The organism is Aeromonas sp. A04 (genome assembly GCF_047780465.1).
Taxonomy (GTDB): Bacteria; Pseudomonadota; Gammaproteobacteria; order Enterobacterales; family Aeromonadaceae; genus Aeromonas; species Aeromonas bestiarum.
The window spans coordinates 72386-90114 of the sequence record NZ_JBLNHP010000008.1 but is presented as its reverse complement, the minus strand read 5'-3'; the positions used below and the strand labels follow the sequence as shown (position 1 = coordinate 90114).

The 17729-nt window shown below is 63.4% G+C and carries 16 protein-coding genes; 9 read left to right on the top strand and 7 right to left on the bottom strand.

Annotated features, from left to right (window positions below):
* Nucleotides 1–493 precede the first annotated feature (493 nt).
* Nucleotides 494–3256 (top strand): magnesium-translocating P-type ATPase, encoded by a 2763-nt coding sequence (mgtA, locus tag ACM3N8_RS19280; protein ID WP_290019259.1) that lies wholly within the window; start codon nt 494–496, stop codon nt 3254–3256.
* A 137-nt stretch (nt 3257–3393) separates the two neighbouring features.
* On the opposite strand, the gene ACM3N8_RS19275 is transcribed toward mgtA, so the two are convergent.
* The 6 genes from ACM3N8_RS19275 to ACM3N8_RS19250 form a co-directional block, all read right to left on the bottom strand.
* Nucleotides 3394–4041 (bottom strand): LysE family translocator, encoded by a 648-nt coding sequence (locus ACM3N8_RS19275; RefSeq protein WP_043141603.1) that lies wholly within the window; start codon nt 4039–4041, stop codon nt 3394–3396.
* Between the two features lie 94 nt (nt 4042–4135).
* Nucleotides 4136–4963 (bottom strand): AraC family transcriptional regulator, encoded by an 828-nt coding sequence (locus ACM3N8_RS19270; protein WP_290019258.1) that lies wholly within the window; start codon nt 4961–4963, stop codon nt 4136–4138.
* A 67-nt stretch (nt 4964–5030) separates the two neighbouring features.
* Entirely contained in the window at nt 5031–5933 is a 903-nt protein-coding gene (gene rarD, locus ACM3N8_RS19265) for an EamA family transporter RarD (RefSeq protein WP_290019257.1), read from the bottom strand.
* 125 nt (nt 5934–6058) lie between these two features.
* Nucleotides 6059–6232 carry a hypothetical protein gene (locus tag ACM3N8_RS19260; protein ID WP_167335794.1) on the bottom strand — a complete coding sequence of 58 codons (174 nt, stop codon included), beginning with the start codon at nt 6230–6232 and terminating at the stop codon, nt 6059–6061.
* Nucleotides 6233–6357: 125 nt separating this feature from the next.
* Nucleotides 6358–7854, bottom strand: a complete 1497-nt coding sequence (locus ACM3N8_RS19255; RefSeq protein WP_288032871.1) for an aldehyde dehydrogenase — start codon at nt 7852–7854, stop codon at nt 6358–6360.
* A 203-nt stretch (nt 7855–8057) separates the two neighbouring features.
* The gene (locus tag ACM3N8_RS19250; protein WP_043136526.1) at nt 8058–8600 is read right to left on the bottom strand and encodes a cupin domain-containing protein; all 543 of its coding nucleotides are present in this window, start codon (nt 8598–8600) and stop codon (nt 8058–8060) included.
* A gap of 185 nt (nt 8601–8785) precedes the next feature.
* Between ACM3N8_RS19250 and ACM3N8_RS19245 the strand changes: the two genes are divergently transcribed.
* The 6 genes from ACM3N8_RS19245 to ACM3N8_RS19220 all read left to right on the top strand — a co-directional run bounded on the left by ACM3N8_RS19245 (nt 8786) and on the right by ACM3N8_RS19220 (nt 15384).
* Complete coding sequence (locus ACM3N8_RS19245) at nt 8786–10117, top strand: aspartate aminotransferase family protein (RefSeq protein ID WP_098981051.1); 1332 nt, start codon at nt 8786–8788, stop codon at nt 10115–10117.
* 110 nt (nt 10118–10227) lie between these two features.
* Complete coding sequence (locus ACM3N8_RS19240) at nt 10228–11724, top strand: CoA-acylating methylmalonate-semialdehyde dehydrogenase (RefSeq protein ID WP_103472671.1); 1497 nt, start codon at nt 10228–10230, stop codon at nt 11722–11724.
* Between the two features lie 83 nt (nt 11725–11807).
* Nucleotides 11808–12563 (top strand): glutamine amidotransferase-related protein, encoded by a 756-nt coding sequence (locus ACM3N8_RS19235; protein WP_416016501.1) that lies wholly within the window; start codon nt 11808–11810, stop codon nt 12561–12563.
* Complete coding sequence (ald, locus tag ACM3N8_RS19230; protein ID WP_416016500.1) at nt 12560–13675, top strand: alanine dehydrogenase; 1116 nt, start codon at nt 12560–12562, stop codon at nt 13673–13675. Before ACM3N8_RS19235 ends, ald begins: the two co-directional genes overlap by 4 nt.
* A gap of 118 nt (nt 13676–13793) precedes the next feature.
* A complete protein-coding gene (locus tag ACM3N8_RS19225; protein WP_043136515.1) occupies nt 13794–14633 on the top strand; it encodes a PfkB family carbohydrate kinase in 840 nt (279 codons plus the stop codon).
* A gap of 298 nt (nt 14634–14931) precedes the next feature.
* Nucleotides 14932–15384, top strand: a complete 453-nt coding sequence (locus tag ACM3N8_RS19220) for an Rrf2 family transcriptional regulator (RefSeq protein ID WP_011704258.1) — start codon at nt 14932–14934, stop codon at nt 15382–15384.
* 79 nt (nt 15385–15463) lie between these two features.
* Here the strand turns inward: ACM3N8_RS19220 and ACM3N8_RS19215 are convergent, their stop codons facing one another.
* Nucleotides 15464–15976: a ferredoxin-type protein NapF gene (locus ACM3N8_RS19215; RefSeq protein ID WP_098981048.1), complete on the bottom strand. Its 513-nt coding sequence runs from the start codon at nt 15974–15976 to the stop codon at nt 15464–15466.
* A gap of 138 nt (nt 15977–16114) precedes the next feature.
* On the opposite strand from ACM3N8_RS19215, the gene ACM3N8_RS19210 reads away from it, so the two are divergent.
* Together ACM3N8_RS19210 and rmuC are read left to right on the top strand one after the other, a co-directional pair.
* Complete coding sequence (locus ACM3N8_RS19210) at nt 16115–16330, top strand: hypothetical protein (protein WP_043136509.1); 216 nt, start codon at nt 16115–16117, stop codon at nt 16328–16330.
* A complete protein-coding gene (gene rmuC, locus ACM3N8_RS19205; protein WP_052449151.1) occupies nt 16327–17667 on the top strand; it encodes a DNA recombination protein RmuC in 1341 nt (446 codons plus the stop codon). The genes ACM3N8_RS19210 and rmuC overlap by 4 nt, the downstream gene beginning before the upstream one ends.
* Nucleotides 17668–17729: the final 62 nt, after the last annotated feature.

Below are 17729 nucleotides of genomic sequence, written 5' to 3'. Positions count from 1 at the left end.
TCACCCGCCCGGCATCGCTGATATTATTACCTGCCCAGCATCCAGTTATTTCAAGCTGTCGTTATCCTTATTTCCTTTATGGGTGTATGCCGCCCTAGTGACGGGATCACCGGACTCATCCGCCGATAATGCAGACCCGCGGGTCATGCCCGCCAGCGACAGTGCATCTGGCTGTCAGTGGCCGCGCCCGACTCTCTCCACCCCACTCGGAGGATATCGTATGACCGAAGAGCCCAAGCCTCGACCCTCGGGGTCCACGCCTCCCCACGCCTGATCCCCCTGCGGGTAACAGGATGCGGAGTCCTGATCCCTGATAGCCCCTACCTGCTGGCAAGCTTGCCCGACAGACACGCCGTCTGGCGGCATGTCCTGCGGGCGGCGCCATGCCGCGCCTGCGCCAGCCGGGGGCCCATTGCCTGTCTCACATCAGTACTGACGCCTGGCCTGGCCCGCGACAGGGCCTTGCTGCAAGCGAAAATCAGGATAAAGAGTTATGAAGCAACAACATACCGCCAGCCGGCACAAGCAGCAGGGATTCGTTTCCCCGGGCCGTGCCAATGAGAAGCTCTCCTCCCGGGTGCTCGACGAGGCTGACAAGTCTCTCGAGTACACCCTCACCGCCGTGCGCGGCAATATCGACGGCCTGACCTCGACCGAGGCGGCCAACCGTCTGGTCCAGTTCGGCCCCAACGAGGTGACCCACGACAAGCCGCCCCATCCGCTGATCCAGCTGATGCAGGCGTTCAAGAACCCCTTCGTGATGGTGCTGATCGTGCTCGGACTGGTCAGCTACGTGATGGACGTGCTGATGGCCGATCCGGGTGACGAGGATTGGGTCAAGGTGATCATCCTCGGCGTCATGGTCAGCCTGAGCGGCCTGCTCCGCTTCTGGCAGGAGTACCGCTCGGCCAAGGCGGCCGAAACCCTCAAGTCGCTGGTGCGCAACACCGCCACAGTGCAGCGTCGCCCTTCGCCGGGAGCCCCCTCCCTGCGCAAGGAGGTGGCGATGGTCGAGCTGGTGGCCGGTGACATAGTGCACCTGCAGGCGGGGGACATGATCCCGGCCGACATCAAGCTGATCGAATCCCGCGATCTCTTCATCAGTCAGGCGGTGCTGACCGGCGAGGCCCTGCCGGTGGAGAAATACGACACTCTGGGGGCCGTGGCCGAGAAGTCGGCGGACGGCAGCAGCACGGGGGAGGTGGGCCTGCTCGACCTGCCCAACATCTGCTTCATGGGCACCAACGTGGTGAGCGGCACCGCCAAGGCGGTGGTGGTGGCAACCGGCAGTGACACCTACTTCGGTTCGCTGGCCCGCAACGTGGTGAGCCACAAGCGCATCGAAACCAGCTTCGATCGCGGCGTGAACAGCGTCACCAGGCTGCTGATCCGCTTCATGCTGGTGATGGTGCCCGTGGTCTTCATGCTGAGCGGCGTCAGCAGCGGTGACTGGATGTCGGCGCTGACCTTCGCGCTGGCGGTGGCGGTGGGGCTGACTCCGGAGATGCTGCCTATGATAGTCTCCGCCAACCTGGCGCGGGGCGCCGTGGCCATGGCCAAGCGCAAGGTGGTGGTCAAGCGGCTCAACTCGGTGCAGAACTTTGGCGCCATGGACGTGCTCTGCACCGACAAGACAGGCACCCTGACCCAGGACAAGATCATTCTGGAGCACCACTACGACGTGCGCGGCAGCCGGGACGACAGGATACTGCAGCTGGCCTGGCTCAACAGTCATCACCAGAGCGGCATGAAGAACCTGATGGACATAGCCGTGATCGAGCACGCCGATGCGCTGGGGGCGGGCTGCAAGCCGGCTGGCTACAGCAAGGTGGATGAGCTGCCGTTCGACTTCGTGCGCCGCCGCCTGTCGGTGATAGTGCAGGATGAGAGTGGCCAGCAGCTGATGGTCTCCAAGGGGGCGGTCGAGGAGATGCTCTCCGTCTCCAGCCACATCGACGACGGCAAGCAGATCCGCGAGCTGGATGAGATTGAGCGCCGTGCCCTGCTGCGCCGCAGCGAGGAGTACAACGCCGACGGTTATCGGGTGCTGATAGTGGCGACCCGCGATATCCCGGCCGCCGAGTGCAAGCAGAGCTACCGCACCAGTGACGAGGTCAAGCTGGTGGTGCGCGGCTTCCTTACCTTCTTCGATCCGCCCAAGGATTCGGCCGCCCCGGCCATACGTGCGCTGAACGACTACGGCGTGGCGGTCAAGGTGCTGACCGGCGACAACCCCATCATCACCAGCAAGGTGTGTCGCGATGTGGGGCTGAACCCTGGGGTGCCCCTGCTCGGCAAGGACATAGAGGTGATGGACGACGTGGCCCTGTGCACAGTCGTCAAGCACACCACCATCTTCGCCAAGCTAACCCCGCTGCAGAAGTCGCGGGTGGTGAAGGCGCTGCAGGCCAACGGCAACACGGTCGGTTTCCTCGGTGACGGCATCAACGACGCCCCGGCGCTGCGGGATGCGGACGTGGGGATCTCGGTGGACAGCGGCGCCGACATCGCCAAGGAGACGGCCGACATCATCCTGCTGGAGAAGAGCCTGATGGTGCTGGAAGAGGGGGTGGTCAAGGGACGCGAGACCTTCGGCAACATCCTCAAGTACCTCAACATGACCGCCAGCTCCAACTTCGGCAACGTCTTCTCGGTGCTGGTCGCCTCCGCCTGGCTGCCCTGGGCGCCCATGCTGGCGATGCAGATGCTGATCCAGAACCTGGTGTATGACGTCTCCCAGATGCTGCTGCCCTGGGACAAGATGGATCCCGAGTTCCTCAAGCGTCCGCGCAAGTGGGAAGCCAGCAACATCAAGCGCTTCATGCTGTGGCTCGGCCCGACCTCCTCGGTGTTCGACATCAGCACCTTCTGCCTGATGTGGTTCGTGTTCGGAGCCGGCGCCATGTATGCCACCGCCAACGGCAGCATGGATCCGCTGGTCAACGGCCAGGCCATCATGAACTCGGGCTGGTTCATCGAGGGGCTGGTCTCCCAGACCCTGGTGGTGCACATGCTGCGAACCCGCAAGATCCCCTTCCTGCAGAGTACGGCCACCCTGCCGGTGCTGTTGTCGACCTCCATCGCCATCGCCATCGGCTGCTACCTGCCGTTCTCGCCGCTGGCGGAGCACTTCGGTTTCATCACATTGGAAGCGCCCAAGTACTTCATGTGGCTGGTGATCACCATGCTGGCCTACATGGGGCTGACCCAGGCGATTAAGACCATCTACATCAAGCGCCACGGTCAGTGGTTCTGACGGGATAAACCTGGCCACCAGGCACCAGCGTCAGTGGTGCCTGGTGTGAACCAGGCTGCCATGCGGGCCTTTATCCGTGTGAACGCAAAGAGGGATGGCTCAGGCCATCCCTCTTTTTTATGGCGGCAAGACGGGGATCAGTGCGGGACCAGGGCATAGGCCTCGCCAGCCATGCCGGTCAGGATGGAGAGGCTGACGGCGCCAAACAGCAGACCCGTGACCAGATTGAGCGGGCGCTGGATCCGGCCAAGCAGGCGTTGGGCCCGCGGGGTGGAGAGGCTCCAGGCCAGCACGCCGAACCAGACCAGAGAGAGCAGGAACAGCTCCAGCACCAGCAGGCCGCGCGTCAGGCCGTCCACCTGCGGCGTCACCATGGCCGCCAGCAGTCCCATGAAGAACAGCAGCGCCTTGGGATTGAGTAGATTGGTGGCAAGCCCGCTCCATATCCCCTTGCGCCAGCCTTGCTGCTCACCGCCAGCCTTGAGCGCCAGTGTTGCCGAGCTGTGCCAGGCGGCCTTGAGCGCCCCCCAGCCGAGCCAGCCCAGATAGAGGGCGCCGACCACCTTCACCGCCATGAAGAGCCAGGGATGTTCGGCGATCAGCAGGCTGATGCCGGTCAGGCTGAGGGTGGCGTGCAGCAAGATGGCCAGTGCTATGCCGAGCGCCGCCCCCAGGGCCGTGGGTCTATGCAGGCTGGTGCGCAGGATCAGCGCGAAGTCCGGCCCCGGGCTCGCCAGGGCGATCAGATGGATGAGACCTATGGTCAGAAACAGGCTGGTGAACATGGCAAAACCTCGATGACGGTATGAGGTGACAGCATGGGGGATCAGGGCGGGGAGGCGATTGTAAAAGATTGCAGCTGTTGGCCGGGCTGGCCTGTCATGGCCCCTGGCTAGCCGGGCTGGTGAAGGTTTGCATCTGCTGGCGGTAATCGGCGGGGGTCAGCCCGAAGGCCTGCCGGAAACCGTGGTGGAAGTGGCTCTGATCGAAGAAGCCGACCGCCAGCGCCACCTCGCTCACCGGCAGGCCGCTGCCGAGCAGGCGCTTGCCCTGCTCCAGTCGCAACCGCTTGAGCCAGGCGTAGGGGGTCATGCCAGTCTTCTTCTTGAACTGGCGCAGGAAGGCGAAGCGATCCAGCCCGAACAGGGCGGCCAGATCCTCCAGGCTGTGGCGCTCATCCAGTCGGGCCAGCAGATAGTCGCGCAGGTATCTGAGCTGGGGATCCGCCAGGGCGTGGCGCTCCGGCGCTATGTGCAACAGCTCGCCGAGCAGGCCCAGCAGCTGGCTCTCCGCCAGCAGGCCGTCCGCCTGGGGGGTGTCCAGATACATGTGCAGCCGGGCGAAGCCCTGATAGAGGTCGGGACGGCTCTGCAAGCCCTTGTCGAAGAAGGGTTCGGGGCTGTCCGGCAGCCAGCGCGCCAGCTGCTCGGGGGCGATGGCGAACACCCGCACCTCGTACCCTTCCGGCAGCAGGCTGAGGCCGTCGTGCATCTCGTCCGGGTTGACGGTGGAGAGCTCGCCGCGCACCAGATTGTGGCTGCTGCCCTTGTGGATGAATTTCTGGCCGCCCTGCTGCACCAGACCTATGTGATAGTCCAGGTGAACGTGGCGGCCATAGCTGAACTCCCTGTGGTGGGAGTGAGAGAGTTCAACCCCCGGCAGCAGCCGGGATTGCCAGTAATGGATGCGGGATTGGGGAGCGCTCATCGACTATTGATAACCTGAAACCCGAATATTGGCTTGTAGATTATTGCAGTGCCGACGCGCCATGCCGTCAATCCTGACTGGCGGCCCGGCGCCGCTTGCCGCTGCGCAGCCCGTCCAGGCTGAACAGCACAAGCGCACTCCAGATGCAGCCGAAGGTGATCAGCTTGTCCAGCGCCAGCTCTTCTCCGTAGAGAGTGACCGCCAGTATGAACATCAGGCTGGGGCCTATGTACTGGAAGAAACCCAGGGTGGAGAGCTTGAGCCGGGTGGCGGCGGCGGTGAAGCAGAGCAGGGGCGCCGTGGTGACGGCACCGGCGGCGATCAGCAGCAGGTTGAGGTGCCAGTTATTTTCGGTGAGATGGCTGGTGGGACTGTCGGCGAATCCCCACAGGTAGATGGCGGCCGGCGGCAGCATGATCATGGTCTCGATCAGCAGGCCTGTGAGGGCATCGAGGGCCAGCTTCTTGCGGATCAGGCCATAGATGGCAAAGCTGGAGGCCAGCACCAGGGCTATCCAGGGCAGGGAGCCGAAGGCGATGAGCTGGACGGCGACCCCGATCACCGCCAGTCCCACCGCCCACCACTGCAGGCGGCGCAGCTGCTCGCTCAGGAACAGCATGCCGAGCAGCACGTTGAACAGCGGATTGATGTAGTAGCCGAGGCTGGCATCCAGCATGTGACCGTTGTTGATGGCCCAGATGAACAGCAGCCAGTTGCCGCCGACCGTGATGGAGGTGAAGGCCAGGGTGAGCAGCACTTTTGGTTGGCGCAGCACGGCCTGCACCTTGTGCCACTGGCGGCCGATCAGGGTCAGCACCATCAGCAGGACGCAGGACCAGATCATGCGATGGGTCAGGATCTCGGCGGCCGGTACGGCTGAGATGGTCTTGAAATAGATGGGGGCGAGACCCCAAAGGGTATAGGCGCACAAGGCATAGATGATGCCCTGACGCTGAGCTTGTTGCTGCATGCGGATAACCTTCACTGGAGAGTCGGATGCTGGAAAACATCGCAAAAAATCAGTGTAGCGATCCTTTTGGAGGGAAAGAAGTGAATAAATGGTGATCAGCGGATTTTAACGACAGGTTGCTCTGCTCAGCGGCCCCCGCCGCGACGGATCTTCTCGACGTCCACCAGCAACCACAGCATGAGTGCAATGGCGGAGATCCACGGACCCCAGGTCACATAGGCCTCGCCCTGTCCCAGCATGTAGAACAGCAGCGGCAGTCCTATCACCAGAAACAGTACACTTCCCAGAAAAAATAACATTTTTATCTTTATATTTAAGGGCTTGTCTATTTGATGATTATATCGATTGAGGCGGGCGATGAAAGGGTAAAAATGAAAAAGGGGGATTTCTCCCCCAATTCGCTAGATGATCGTCATTTCTGATGCTATTCGAGCTGGATCCAGGTGCTTTTCAGCTCGGTGTACTTCTCCAGGGCGTGCAGCGACTTGTCGCGGCCGTTGCCGGACTGCTTGAAACCGCCGAACGGCATTGTCATGTCGCCGCCATCCCAGTTGTTGACGAACACGGTTCCGGCGCGCAGGGCGCGGGAGCCCTTGATCGCCTTGTTGAGATCCGCCGTCCAGAGCGCCGCAGCCAGACCGTAGTCGGTGTCGTTGCCGAGCGCTATGGCTTCTTCGAGCGTGTCGAAGCCGGTCACCGCCAGCACAGGGCCGAAGATCTCCTCGCGGAAGATACGCATCTCGGGCGTCACCTCATCGAAAATGGTGGGCTCGATGTAGAAGCCGCCGCTCTCGATGTGGGTGCGCTTGCCCCCCAGCAGCAGCTTGGCTCCTTCCTGTTTGCCAATCTCGATATAACGCAGTACCTGCTCCATCTGGACGCTATCGACCATGGCGCCGATGCGGGTGGCGGGATCGAGCGGGTTGGCGGAGATCCACTCGCGGGCATGGGCCAGCAGCCGTTCCATGAACTGCGGCTTGATGCTGTTTTGCACCAGCAGGCGGGAGGCGGCGGTACACACCTCGCCCTGGTTGTAGAAGATGGCGCCGGCGGCACTCTTGGCGGCGGCGTCCAGATCCGGCGCGTCCGCCAGTATGATGTTGGGGCTCTTGCCGCCACACTCCATAAAGGCGCGCTTGAGGTTGGACTTGCCGGAGCACTCCACCAGATGTTTGCCAATCTTGGTGGAGCCGGTGAAGGTGATGCAATCCACGTCCATGTGCATGGCCAGCGCCTCGCCCACCGTATGACCAAAGCCCGGCAGCACGTTGAACACGCCATCCGGAATGCCCGCCTCTTTCGCGATCCCGGCGATGCGCAGGGCGGTGAGGGGAGATTTCTCGGAGGGCTTGAGGATGACGGAGTTGCCGGTGGCCAGCGCCGGGCCCAGCTTCCAGCAGGCCATCACCAGCGGGAAGTTCCACGGCACTATGGCGGCGACCACGCCGAGGGCCTCGCGGGTCACCAGCGCCAGCGCGGACTCTTCCACCGGGGCGACCTGATCGTAGATCTTGTCGATGGCCTCGGCGTTCCAGGCGATGCAGTTGGCGGCGGCAGGGGCGTCATATCCCATGGCATCGCCGATGGGCTTGCCCATGTCCAGCGACTCCAGCAGCGCCAGCTCCACCTGGTTGAGACGCATCAGTTCGGCAAAGCGTTGCATGATCAGCTTGCGCTGTTTCGGGGCCAGCCCGCTCCAGCGTTTGTCACTGAAGGCGGTGCGGGCGGCTTGCACCGCCAGCTCGGCATCGGCGGCGTCGCAGGCGGCGACCTTGGTCAGCAGCTGGCCATTGGCCGGGTTGATGCAGTCGAAGGTGGCGCCATTGATGGCGTCCCGGTAGCTGCCGTCGATGAAGGCTTGCGAGGGCAGGGTCAGGTGGGCGGCCTTGTGTTGCCACTGGGCCAGGGTAAGGTCACTCATGTTCACTCCTTGAACCGGCAAAGAATTGGTCTCCGCGTATCAATATGCTAAACATCTTGCCGCTTGTAAATCCATTCTGTAACAATTCATTAAACACTTGCCCCTTTATCCCCGGCAATGGCGGCCATCCCTGTCACTCGCCATGAGCGAGAAACCGGCCGGGGCAAGGCGCCAGCGATCGGCGTGAACGCCGTTGAATGGCCTTAGAAACTGGCCGGGGTGTTGGCGGAGATCAGCACGCACTCCTGCTCGCCCACGTTGCGAAAACGGTGCGGGGTACGGCTGTCGAAGTAGTAGCCATCACCCGCCGCCAGCTGGTGGATCTGCTCGCCGACTGTCACTTCGACCGTGCCCCGGATGATGATGCCGCACTCTTCTCCCTCGTGGCTCAGCATGTCGTCACCCGTGTCGGCACCCGGCGGCAGTATCTCCTGCATCATGCCGATGGCACGGTTGGCGCGGCTGTGGCCAACCAGCCGGTAGCTGATGGGATGGGTGCCGAGATCCGGCATGTCGCTGGCGCGGAAGATCACCTCGGTTCCCATCTCTGTCTCTTCGGTGAAGAAGCTGGCCAGGGACATGGGGATACCTTCCAGCACCTTGCGCAGTGAGGAGACCGAGGGGCTCACCTGATTTTTCTCGATCTGGGAGATAAAACCGTTGGTCACACCGGAGCGTTTCGCCAGCTCGCGCTGGGAGAGGGCCGCCTTGGTGCGAACCGCCTTGAGGCGGTGACCTATATCCATCAATAGACACTCCTTGACTGTTTACTATTATTAAAATTGTGTTAAATATCTTATACCACCCTGCTCATGTATCAGCTAGGGGTGGCACCAGATGGGGCGATAATGAGCCCCTTTTTAGGAACTCAGGTGTTTAATTTAATAGGCATAAGCCGATAGTTACTAAACACCTTAAGGATGAGGTGACCATGAAACCGATCAGCGACATCAATACGCCCTCCGACATGTCCGCCTTCTGGATGCCGTTTACCGCCAACCAGCAATTCAAGGCGGCGCCGCGCATCCTGAAGTCGGCAGAGGGGATGTATTATCACTCAGAGGATGGCCGCAAGATACTGGATGGCACAGCCGGGCTCTGGTGTTGCAACGCGGGCCATGGTCGCCGCGAGATTGCCGAGGCGGTCTCCCAGCAGATTTCCCATCTCGACTTTGCGCCGACGTTCCAGATGGGGCACCCCCTGCCGTTCGAGCTGGCCAACCGGCTGGTGGAGATAGCCCCCAAGGGGCTGGGCCATGTCTTCTATACCAACTCGGGCTCGGAAGCCGTGGACACGGCACTCAAGATTGCGCTGGCCTGGCAGCGGGCGCGGGGGCAGGGCACCCGCACCCGGCTGATTGGTCGCGAGCGCGGCTATCACGGGGTCGGTTTCGGCGGCATCTCGGTGGGGGGCATTCCCGGCAACCGCAAGTGGTTCGGCTCCCTGCTGACCGGGGTGGATCACCTGCCCCACACCCTCAACATCGCCAAGCATGCCTTCACCAGGGGGCTGCCCGATGAAGACCTGACCCTGGCCGACGAGCTGGAGAAGATAGTCTTCCTGCACGATGCCAGCAACATAGCGGCCGTCATAGTCGAACCCATAGCCGGCAGTACGGGTGTCATCATGCCGCCCAAGGGCTACCTCAAGCGGCTGCGGGAGATCTGCACCAAACACGGCATCCTGCTGATCTTCGACGAGGTGATCACCGGCTTCGGTCGCCTCGGCTCCCCCTTCGCCGCCCAGGAGTTCGATGTCATGCCCGACATGATCACCTGCGCCAAGGGGCTCACCAACGGCGCCATCCCCATGGGGGCCGTGCTGGTGAGCAACGGCATCTATGACGACATGATGGCCGCCGGCAAGGGTGCCATCGAGCTGTTCCACGGTTACACCTACTCGGGTCACCCTGTGGCCGCCGCCGCCGCGCTGGCGACCCTCGAGATCTATCGCAACGAGAACCTGCTGACCCGCGCCGCCGATCTGGCGGGCTACTGGGAGGAGGCGGCCCATTCCCTCAAGGGCTGCAAGCATGTGAAGGACGTGCGCAACTACGGACTGGTGGCGGGCATAGAGCTCGAATCCCTGCCGGATGCGCCGGGCAAGCGTGCCTACGAGGTGTTCGTGCGCTGCTTCGAGAAGGGGGCCCTGATCCGGGTCACCGGCGACATCATAGCCCTGTCGCCGCCCCTCATCATGGAGCGCAGCCAGATCGACGATCTCTTCACCCTGCTGCAGGACGTGTTGCAGACGCAGGCGTAACCCCTTTTCACCTTGAATTGCATGGCGCCCCGGATTCGGGCGCCATCTCCCTGTGCCCGGTTCGCGCGAGACGGCGCAGGGAGAGACGGATTAACCATCACGGAGGATTTATGACATACAGGGTCAGCAACTTTATCAACGGCGAGACGACCGAGAGTCGCAGCGAGCGCTTCGGTGCCATCTTCAACCCGGCCACCGGCCAGCAGCAGGGCCAGGTGGTGCTCAGCACGGCCGCCGAATGCGGCGAGGCCATTGCCGTGGCGGAGCGCGCCTTCGCCGACTGGTCGCAGACCCCACCGCTGGTGCGGGCCAGGGTGCTGTTTCGCTTCAAGGAGCTGATGGAGCAACACAGGGATGATCTGGCCCGGCTGATCAGCCGCGAGCACGGCAAGGTTTTCTCCGACGCCCAGGGGGAGCTGACTCGCGGGCTGGAGGTGGTGGAGTTTGCCTGCGGCATCCCCCATCTGCTCAAGGGGGAGCACTCCCTCAACGTGGGCCGGGGGGTCGACAGCCACTCCATGATGCAGCCGGTGGGGGTGTGCGCCGGCATCACGCCGTTCAACTTCCCGGCCATGGTGCCGCTCTGGATGTTCCCGGTGGCCATCGCCTGCGGCAACACCTTCATCCTCAAGCCGTCCGAGAAGGATCCGTCCCTCTCCCTGCGCATGGCCGAGCTGCTCAAGCAGGCCGGCCTGCCGGACGGTGTGCTCAACGTGGTCAACGGCGACAAGGAGGTGGTGGACGTGCTGCTGACTGACCCGCGGGTCGGCGCCGTGTCGTTTGTCGGCTCCACCCCCATAGCCCAGTACATCTATGCCACCGCTTCGGCCCACGGCAAGCGGGTACAGGCGCTGGGCGGCGCCAAGAACCACATGCTGGTGATGCCGGATGCGGATCTCGATCAGGCAATTTCCGCCCTGATGGGGGCGGCCTATGGCGCGGCCGGTGAGCGCTGCATGGCGATCTCGGTGGCCGTGGTGGTGGGGGATGAGACAGCCGATGCGCTGGTGGCCAAGCTTTCGCCACTGGTGGCGCAACTCAGGGTCGGGCCGGGTCTGGGTCAGAGCCCGGAGAACGAGATGGGGCCCCTGATCAGTCGCGAGCATCTGGCCAAGGTGCGCGCTTACGTGGATCAGGGGGTGGCCGAGGGGGCCCAGCTGCGGGTCGATGGTCGCGGCGTGAGTCACGGGGAAGGTTACTTTATCGGTGGCAGCCTGTTCGACCGGGTGAGCCCCGAAATGCGCATCTACCGGGAGGAGATCTTCGGCCCCGTACTGGCCATAGTGCGGGCCCCGGATTACGAGACGGCGCTCAGGCTCATCAACGAACACGAGTACGGCAACGGCACCGCCATCTTTACTTGCGACGGCGATACGGCGCGGGACTTCACCGCCAGGGTTCAGGTCGGTATGGTAGGGGTGAACGTCCCCATCCCCGTGCCCATGGCGTTTCACAGCTTCGGTGGCTGGAAGCGGTCCATCTTCGGGCCGCTCAACATGCACGGGCCGGATGGGGTGCGCTTCTACACCCGGATGAAGACGGTGACGGCGCGCTGGCCACAGAGCCTGCGCGCCGGTGCCGAGTTCTCCATGCCGACCATGAAGTGACGCGCAGGCACGCTGCCATGGCCTAACTTGTTGCCCCCGCAGGCCATAGCTCTGCGGGGGCAATCTCTGTAAAGGAGTTACAGATGCGACTGGGAATTCTCGATTGTGACCGGCTGGACCCCGATTTGGCGGGTGATTTCGGCCCCGTTTACTCCGAGATGTTTATCAAGGGCTTTCGGGCCCTGGCCCCCGGGCTGGAGTTTCGGGTCTGGTCGGCGCTCGATGGCGAGCTGCCGGACGACCTGCAGGGGTGCGATGCCTGGCTCATCACGGGTTCGCGCCACGATGCCTACAGCGATCTGCCCTGGATCCAGGCGCTGCGCGGCTGGATCCGCCAGGCCCACGATGCGGACGTCAAGCTGGCCGGGGTCTGCTTCGGCCATCAGGTGATCGCCCAGGCGCTGGGGGGCGAGGTGGTGAAATCCACCAAGGGCTGGGGGCTCGGCGTCTCAGTTCATCCCATGCTGGCGACCGGCGCCTGGATGCAGCCCGGGCTGGAAACCATCCGGATCCTGGCCAGTCACCAGGATCAGGTCGAGCAGCTGCCGCCGGGCGCGATCCGGCTGGCGGGCAACGATTTTTGTCCCAACTTCATGTTCTTGCAGGGGGATCACATAGTCGCCATTCAGGGACATCCGGAGTTTTCGGTGGAGTACAACCGGGCGCTGATCGAGCGGCGGCGGGACTTTCTGTCCGACGACCGCTATCAGCGCAGCCTCTCCTCGCTGGAGGGGGAAGTGGACTCGGCCACCATGATGCAGTGGCTGTTGCAATTTTTGGGCATACTGCCCGGTGGCGAAGGAGCGACCGGCGGGATCACAGCAGGAGAGCGAGCATGATTATTGGCGTACCCAAGGAAATCAAAAACCATGAATACCGGGTCGGCATGACTCCCGCCGGAGTGCAGGAGCTGGCGGCCCGGGGACACAAGGTCCTGGTGCAACAGCTGGGAGGCGAGGCGATCGGACTGTCCGACGCCGAGTACCAGGCGGCCGGGGCCGAGCTGGTGGCCAGTGCGGCGGAGATCTTCGCCCGGGCCGAGATGATAGTGAAGGTGAAGGAGCCCCAGCCGGAGGAGTGTGAACTGCTGCGCCCGGATCAGCTGCTGTTCACCTATCTGCACCTGGCGCCGGATCCGGTGCAGACCCAGCTGCTGGTGCACTCGGGGGCTGTGGCCATCGCCTACGAGACTGTGACCGACGAGCGTGGCGGCCTGCCGCTGCTGGCGCCCATGTCCGAGGTGGCGGGGCGGATGGCGATCCAGGCCGGGGCCCACAGCCTGGAGAAGGCGCAGGGGGGCAATGGCACCCTGCTCGGTGGCGTACCTGCGGTGGCGCCCGCCAAGGTGGTGGTGCTGGGCGGCGGTGTGGTCGGTGTCAACTCGGCGCGCATGGCGCTGGGACTGGGAGCCGATGTCACCATTCTGGATCGTTCCCTGCCGCGGCTGCGGGAGCTGGACAGCCTCTATGGCCCGGCCCTCAAGACGCTTTACTCCACCCGCACCAATATCGAGGCCTGCATCGCCCAGGCCGACCTGGTGATCGGCGCCGTGCTGATCCCGGGGGCGGCGGCGCCCAGGTTGCTGACCCGCGACATGCTCAAGCTGATGCGCAAGGGATCTGTGCTGGTGGACGTGGCCATCGATCAGGGCGGCTGTTTCGAGACCTCCCACCCGACCACCCACGAGGAGCCCACCTATGTGGTGGACGGCATCATTCACTACTGCGTGGCCAACATGCCGGGCGGCGTGGCGCGTACCTCCACCTTCGCCCTGACCAATGCCACCCTGCCGTTCGTGCTGGCGCTGGCCGACAAGGGCTACGCCCAGGCGCTCAGGGATGACAAGCACCTGCGGGCCGGTCTCAACGTGTTCAAGGGCAAGATCACCCAGGCGGCGGTGGCCCAGGCGCTCGGCTACGAGTACGTCAGCGCCGAGTCGGTGCTGGGCTGACGCAGCAGCGTGAAGCCGGCCGGCAAACGTCGAGCGGGCTCACAAACCCCGCGATTTCAGGGAGGGCCGTCAGGGCCCTTTCTCATATACTGGGATCCCTTGTCAGTGAGGTCTCTCCATGTCCCGTATTCTGCTGCTCGCCAATCTCAACTGTGATCATGTGCTCTCCCTCTCCGAACCTCTGGTGGCCGGAGCCCGCCTGCAATACGTGGATCAGGGCCGCCGGCTGGGGGGCGGCGCCGCCAACACCGGCATAGGGCTGGTGTGGGCCGGCCACGAGGTGACCATAGCCTCCCGCATCGGGCTGGATGAGGCGGGCGACTGGCTGCTGGAGCAGGCGGCGAGCTATGGGCTGGACTGTTCCCACGTGGAGCGGTTCGGCGGCGAGACAGGCGAGCTGCTGATCCTGGTGGACTCCACCGGCGAGCGCACCATCCTCAGGCGACCGCGTCGCCCGGATCTGCCCGGCGACTTGCCGCTGGAGGGGGTGGACTGCCTCTACGTGAACTATCCCGGCACCGCCATCATCGGCTACATGCGACAGATGCTCGGCAAGAGCTTCGTGGTGGCCCAGTATCCCAAGGGCGGGCAGGCGCGCCGCCCCTGCCACGTGCTGGTGGCCTCCCGCTCCGATCTCGGCGAGGTGAGCGACCCCTGGCAGCATGCCCGCCAGCTGGCGGGTGAGCAGCTGGAGTGGCTGGTGTTGACCGAAGGCAAGGCAGGAGCCGTGGCCATTCACGGCGAGGAGCAGATCCGGGTGGCGGCGCGGCCCGTGTCCGTGGTGGACACCACGGGGGCGGGGGATGCGTTCGCCGGCGGCCTCATTCACGGGCTGGCCCGTGGCATGGCGATCCAGGATGCCTTGCAGTGCGCGGTGGATTGGGGTGCCTTCGCGGTCGCTTCCGAGAGCTCGATTCCCTCCAGCGCCTTGAAAAACTGGCTCAGGCAGCCTCACTGAATCCTGATAAACGGTTTCGTATGGTGCAGGTTAATTCACTCGGGTGTGTGGGGAAGACAGGCGAATTTAGCCGCCAAAAACACCCCAAACCTTGGACTAAGCCTGCAAGTTTGCGATCAATCAAAGAAAGTGTCGATTTATGTGCATCTTCATCGACACCCGCCTGAGCTGCTCTTAACCTTGTCACTCCACGACTCAGATTAAGATGCGTACTCCGTGCAAGCGCAAGCGCGGCCCCGCTTCTTAGCTTTAGGTTGTCGTCCTGATTTCTGGCTTGTAGTAAGAGGCAAGTGCGACCATGCAACTGACACGATTTACCGACTATGCCCTGCGTACCCTGACTTTTTTGGCGGTTCAGCCGGGAGATCGCCTGTCGACCATCACAGAGGTGGCCGATACCTTTGCCATCTCCCGCAACCACGTGGTCAAGATAGTGCACCAGCTCGGCATCAAGGGGTACATAGAGACGGTGCGTGGCAAGCATGGCGGCATCCGCCTCGGCCGCTCCGCCGTCTCCATCAACCTGCGCGATGTGGTGATGGACATGGAACACGTGCTCTGCCCGGTGGATTGCAAGCGCGAGAACTGCCGCCTCTCCGGTGGCTGCCGTATCCAGGGCATACTGCGCCGCGCCATGAACGCCTTCCTCGAGGTGCTGGGGGAATACACCCTGGCCGATGCGGTGCGCGATCCGACCCGGCTCTGCCACCTGCTCGGCATCGAACAGGATTCCATCCTGGCCATGGCATAAACGCCGCGCCGGACATGACAAAGGGGCCCACGGGCCCCTTTTTGCTTTCTGGTATTTGAGACTAGGGTGGCGGCTCGGGTCAGAGCTGGGGGATCAGGGTGATGGCGCCATGGAAGCAGGCGAGGCCGCAGGCACCGCAGCCATCGCAGGCCGCCATGTTGACGCTGACGCCGTCGGCGGTGGCCTTGATTGCCTGCTGGGGGCAGGCATCTTCACACAGCAGGCAGTAGAAGCCCTGCTTGGCCTGACAGCTCGCCTCTATCTGTACCCGGGTCTGCACCTGTCGCCCCCACTGCAGGTCGAGGGCGCCGGTCGGGCAGGCCCTGGCGCAGCTGCCGCAGTAGCTGCACTGGCCGCAGGCAAGATCCAGCACTGGGGTGCCGGCGATGGCGGTCCCCTCGTATTCGGGCTGGCTTGCCGGTTTGAGCAGGCCGTTGGGACAGGCCTTGAAGCATTCACCGCAGCGGGTGCAGAGGGAGAGGTACTGGGACTCTTCGATGGCCCAGGGCGGGCGTGCCTCGTGACAAACCACGTCCGGTTTGCGGGAGCCCCCCAATGCGTGCGTCAGCCATCGACAGAAAAAATGAGTCATGCTCACCCCTGATACCTATTAGGGGTTAATTTTATCCAAGTTTCGGCTGGCAAGCCAGAGAATAGCGCCGGCCAGGATCGCAAGCCGGGTTGCCCTTGTGTAAGCTAGGCGAGTCTTTTTGCGGGATTGAATGAACTCATGTGGTTATTTCTGTGGCGTGCGTCGCTGTTGTATATCTTCCCCCTGCTGATGTGGGGCTACTGCCGCATCAAGGATATAGAGTTCGCCGAGCTCGATACCGGGGTTAACAGTCACAAGTGGGTGGTGTTGGCCGCCTACCTCCTCTATGTGGTGATCTGGCTGTTGCTCAACCGCTACCTCGAGCTCTTCCTGCGTCAGCGGAGCCGCAAATGATCGAGCCCGGGCTCTGGGGGATCTTGTTGCCTGCCGCCGTGCTGGCTCTCGGGCTTGGCTGGCTGATCGGGCGTCGGGCCGCCACGGCGCAGGCTCAGGAGCTGATGCTGGCACAAGAGCGCCATCAGGCGCTGCAGGATCGCTTCGACGAGTTGCAGGACGAGCGGATGCAGGGCCAGCAGAAGCTGGATCAGCAGCAGACTCTGCTGATCAAGCTCACTGCCCGCCTCAAGGATGCCGAAGCCACCCTGCGCAGCGAGCGGCTGGCCGCCGCCGAGAAGCTGCAACTGCAGCAGGAGGCGGAGCAGCGCCTCAGCCAGCAGTTTGAAAACCTCGCCAACCGTATCTTCGAACAAAATTCCGGCAACTTCCGCGAACTGAACCAGAACAGCCTGGATCTGCTGCTGACTCCGCTCAAAGAGCAGCTCGAGGGCTTTCGTCGTCAGGTGGGAGAGACCCACGCCCAGGAGACGGCCCAGCGCCACAGCCTCAAGTTCGAGCTGGAGCGTCTGGCCGAGCTCAATGCCCGCATGACCGAAGAGGCGGCGGCCCTGACCCGCGCCCTCAAGGGGGACAGCAAGCAGCAGGGCAACTGGGGTGAGGTGGTGCTGGCGCGGATCCTCAGCGAATGCGGCCTGCGCGAGGGCCACGAGTACCATACCCAGGTCAATATCGAGGTGGACAGGGGCAAGCGCTACCAGCCCGACGTCATAGTCCACCTGCCCCAGGAAAAAGACATCATCATAGACGCCAAGGTGTCGCTGACCGCCTACGAGCGCTGGTACAACTCGGACGACGAGCTGGGCAAGGCGGTGGCGCTCAAGGAGCACGTCGCCTCGGTGCGCAACCACATCCGCGAGCTGGGCCGCAAGGATTACCAGCAACTGCCCGGGGTGCGCACCCTGGACTATGTGCTGATGTTCGTGGCGGTGGAGCCCGCCTTTCTGACCGCGGTGGAGGCCGATCCCTCCCTGGTGCGCTACGGCCTCGACAACAACATACTGCTGGTGAGCCCCACCAACCTGATGGTGGCGCTGCGCACCATAGAGAACCTGTGGCGCTATGAGCGGCAGAACCAGAATGCCCGCCAGATCGCCGAGCGGGCCGGTCGCCTCTACGAGAAGCTGCGGCTGTTCGTGGAGGAGATGCAGCAGATGGGGGGCAGCCTGCACAAGGCGCAGGAGAGCTACGACAAGGCGATGGGGCGGCTGGTCAACGGTCGTGGCAACCTGATCGCCCAGGCCGAGCGCTTCCGCGAGCTGGGGGTCGAGGTGACCAAAACGCTGCCCGAGCCGCTGGTCAACCGCGCGCTGGAGCGGGAAGAGTCCGCCGAGTGAGGTGGATGGTCATGCTCGGCATGAGAGGAAGAAGGGCAGCCATTGGCTGCCCTTCTTGTTTT

What these genes read in the sequence shown, in the direction of transcription:
- ACM3N8_RS19250 (WP_043136526.1), bottom strand. Translation starts at nt 8,600, where the DNA reads ATGGATATAGGTCACCGCCTCAAGGCGGTTCGCACCAAGGCGGCCCTC.
- ACM3N8_RS19210 (WP_043136509.1), top strand. Translation starts at nt 16,115, where the DNA reads ATGTGGTTATTTCTGTGGCGTGCGTCGCTGTTGTATATCTTCCCCCTG.
- mgtA (WP_290019259.1), top strand. Translation starts at nt 494, where the DNA reads ATGAAGCAACAACATACCGCCAGCCGGCACAAGCAGCAGGGATTCGTT.
- ACM3N8_RS19225 (WP_043136515.1), top strand. Translation starts at nt 13,794, where the DNA reads ATGTCCCGTATTCTGCTGCTCGCCAATCTCAACTGTGATCATGTGCTC.
- ACM3N8_RS19275 (WP_043141603.1), bottom strand. Translation starts at nt 4,041, where the DNA reads ATGTTCACCAGCCTGTTTCTGACCATAGGTCTCATCCATCTGATCGCC.
- rmuC (WP_052449151.1), top strand. Translation starts at nt 16,327, where the DNA reads ATGATCGAGCCCGGGCTCTGGGGGATCTTGTTGCCTGCCGCCGTGCTG.
- ACM3N8_RS19220 (WP_011704258.1), top strand. Translation starts at nt 14,932, where the DNA reads ATGCAACTGACACGATTTACCGACTATGCCCTGCGTACCCTGACTTTT.
- ACM3N8_RS19235 (WP_416016501.1), top strand. Translation starts at nt 11,808, where the DNA reads ATGCGACTGGGAATTCTCGATTGTGACCGGCTGGACCCCGATTTGGCG.
- ACM3N8_RS19255 (WP_288032871.1), bottom strand. Translation starts at nt 7,854, where the DNA reads ATGAGTGACCTTACCCTGGCCCAGTGGCAACACAAGGCCGCCCACCTG.
- ACM3N8_RS19260 (WP_167335794.1), bottom strand. Translation starts at nt 6,232, where the DNA reads ATGTTATTTTTTCTGGGAAGTGTACTGTTTCTGGTGATAGGACTGCCG.
- ACM3N8_RS19245 (WP_098981051.1), top strand. Translation starts at nt 8,786, where the DNA reads ATGAAACCGATCAGCGACATCAATACGCCCTCCGACATGTCCGCCTTC.
- ACM3N8_RS19215 (WP_098981048.1), bottom strand. Translation starts at nt 15,976, where the DNA reads ATGACTCATTTTTTCTGTCGATGGCTGACGCACGCATTGGGGGGCTCC.
- rarD (WP_290019257.1), bottom strand. Translation starts at nt 5,933, where the DNA reads ATGCAGCAACAAGCTCAGCGTCAGGGCATCATCTATGCCTTGTGCGCC.
- ACM3N8_RS19270 (WP_290019258.1), bottom strand. Translation starts at nt 4,963, where the DNA reads ATGAGCGCTCCCCAATCCCGCATCCATTACTGGCAATCCCGGCTGCTG.
- ald (WP_416016500.1), top strand. Translation starts at nt 12,560, where the DNA reads ATGATTATTGGCGTACCCAAGGAAATCAAAAACCATGAATACCGGGTC.
- ACM3N8_RS19240 (WP_103472671.1), top strand. Translation starts at nt 10,228, where the DNA reads ATGACATACAGGGTCAGCAACTTTATCAACGGCGAGACGACCGAGAGT.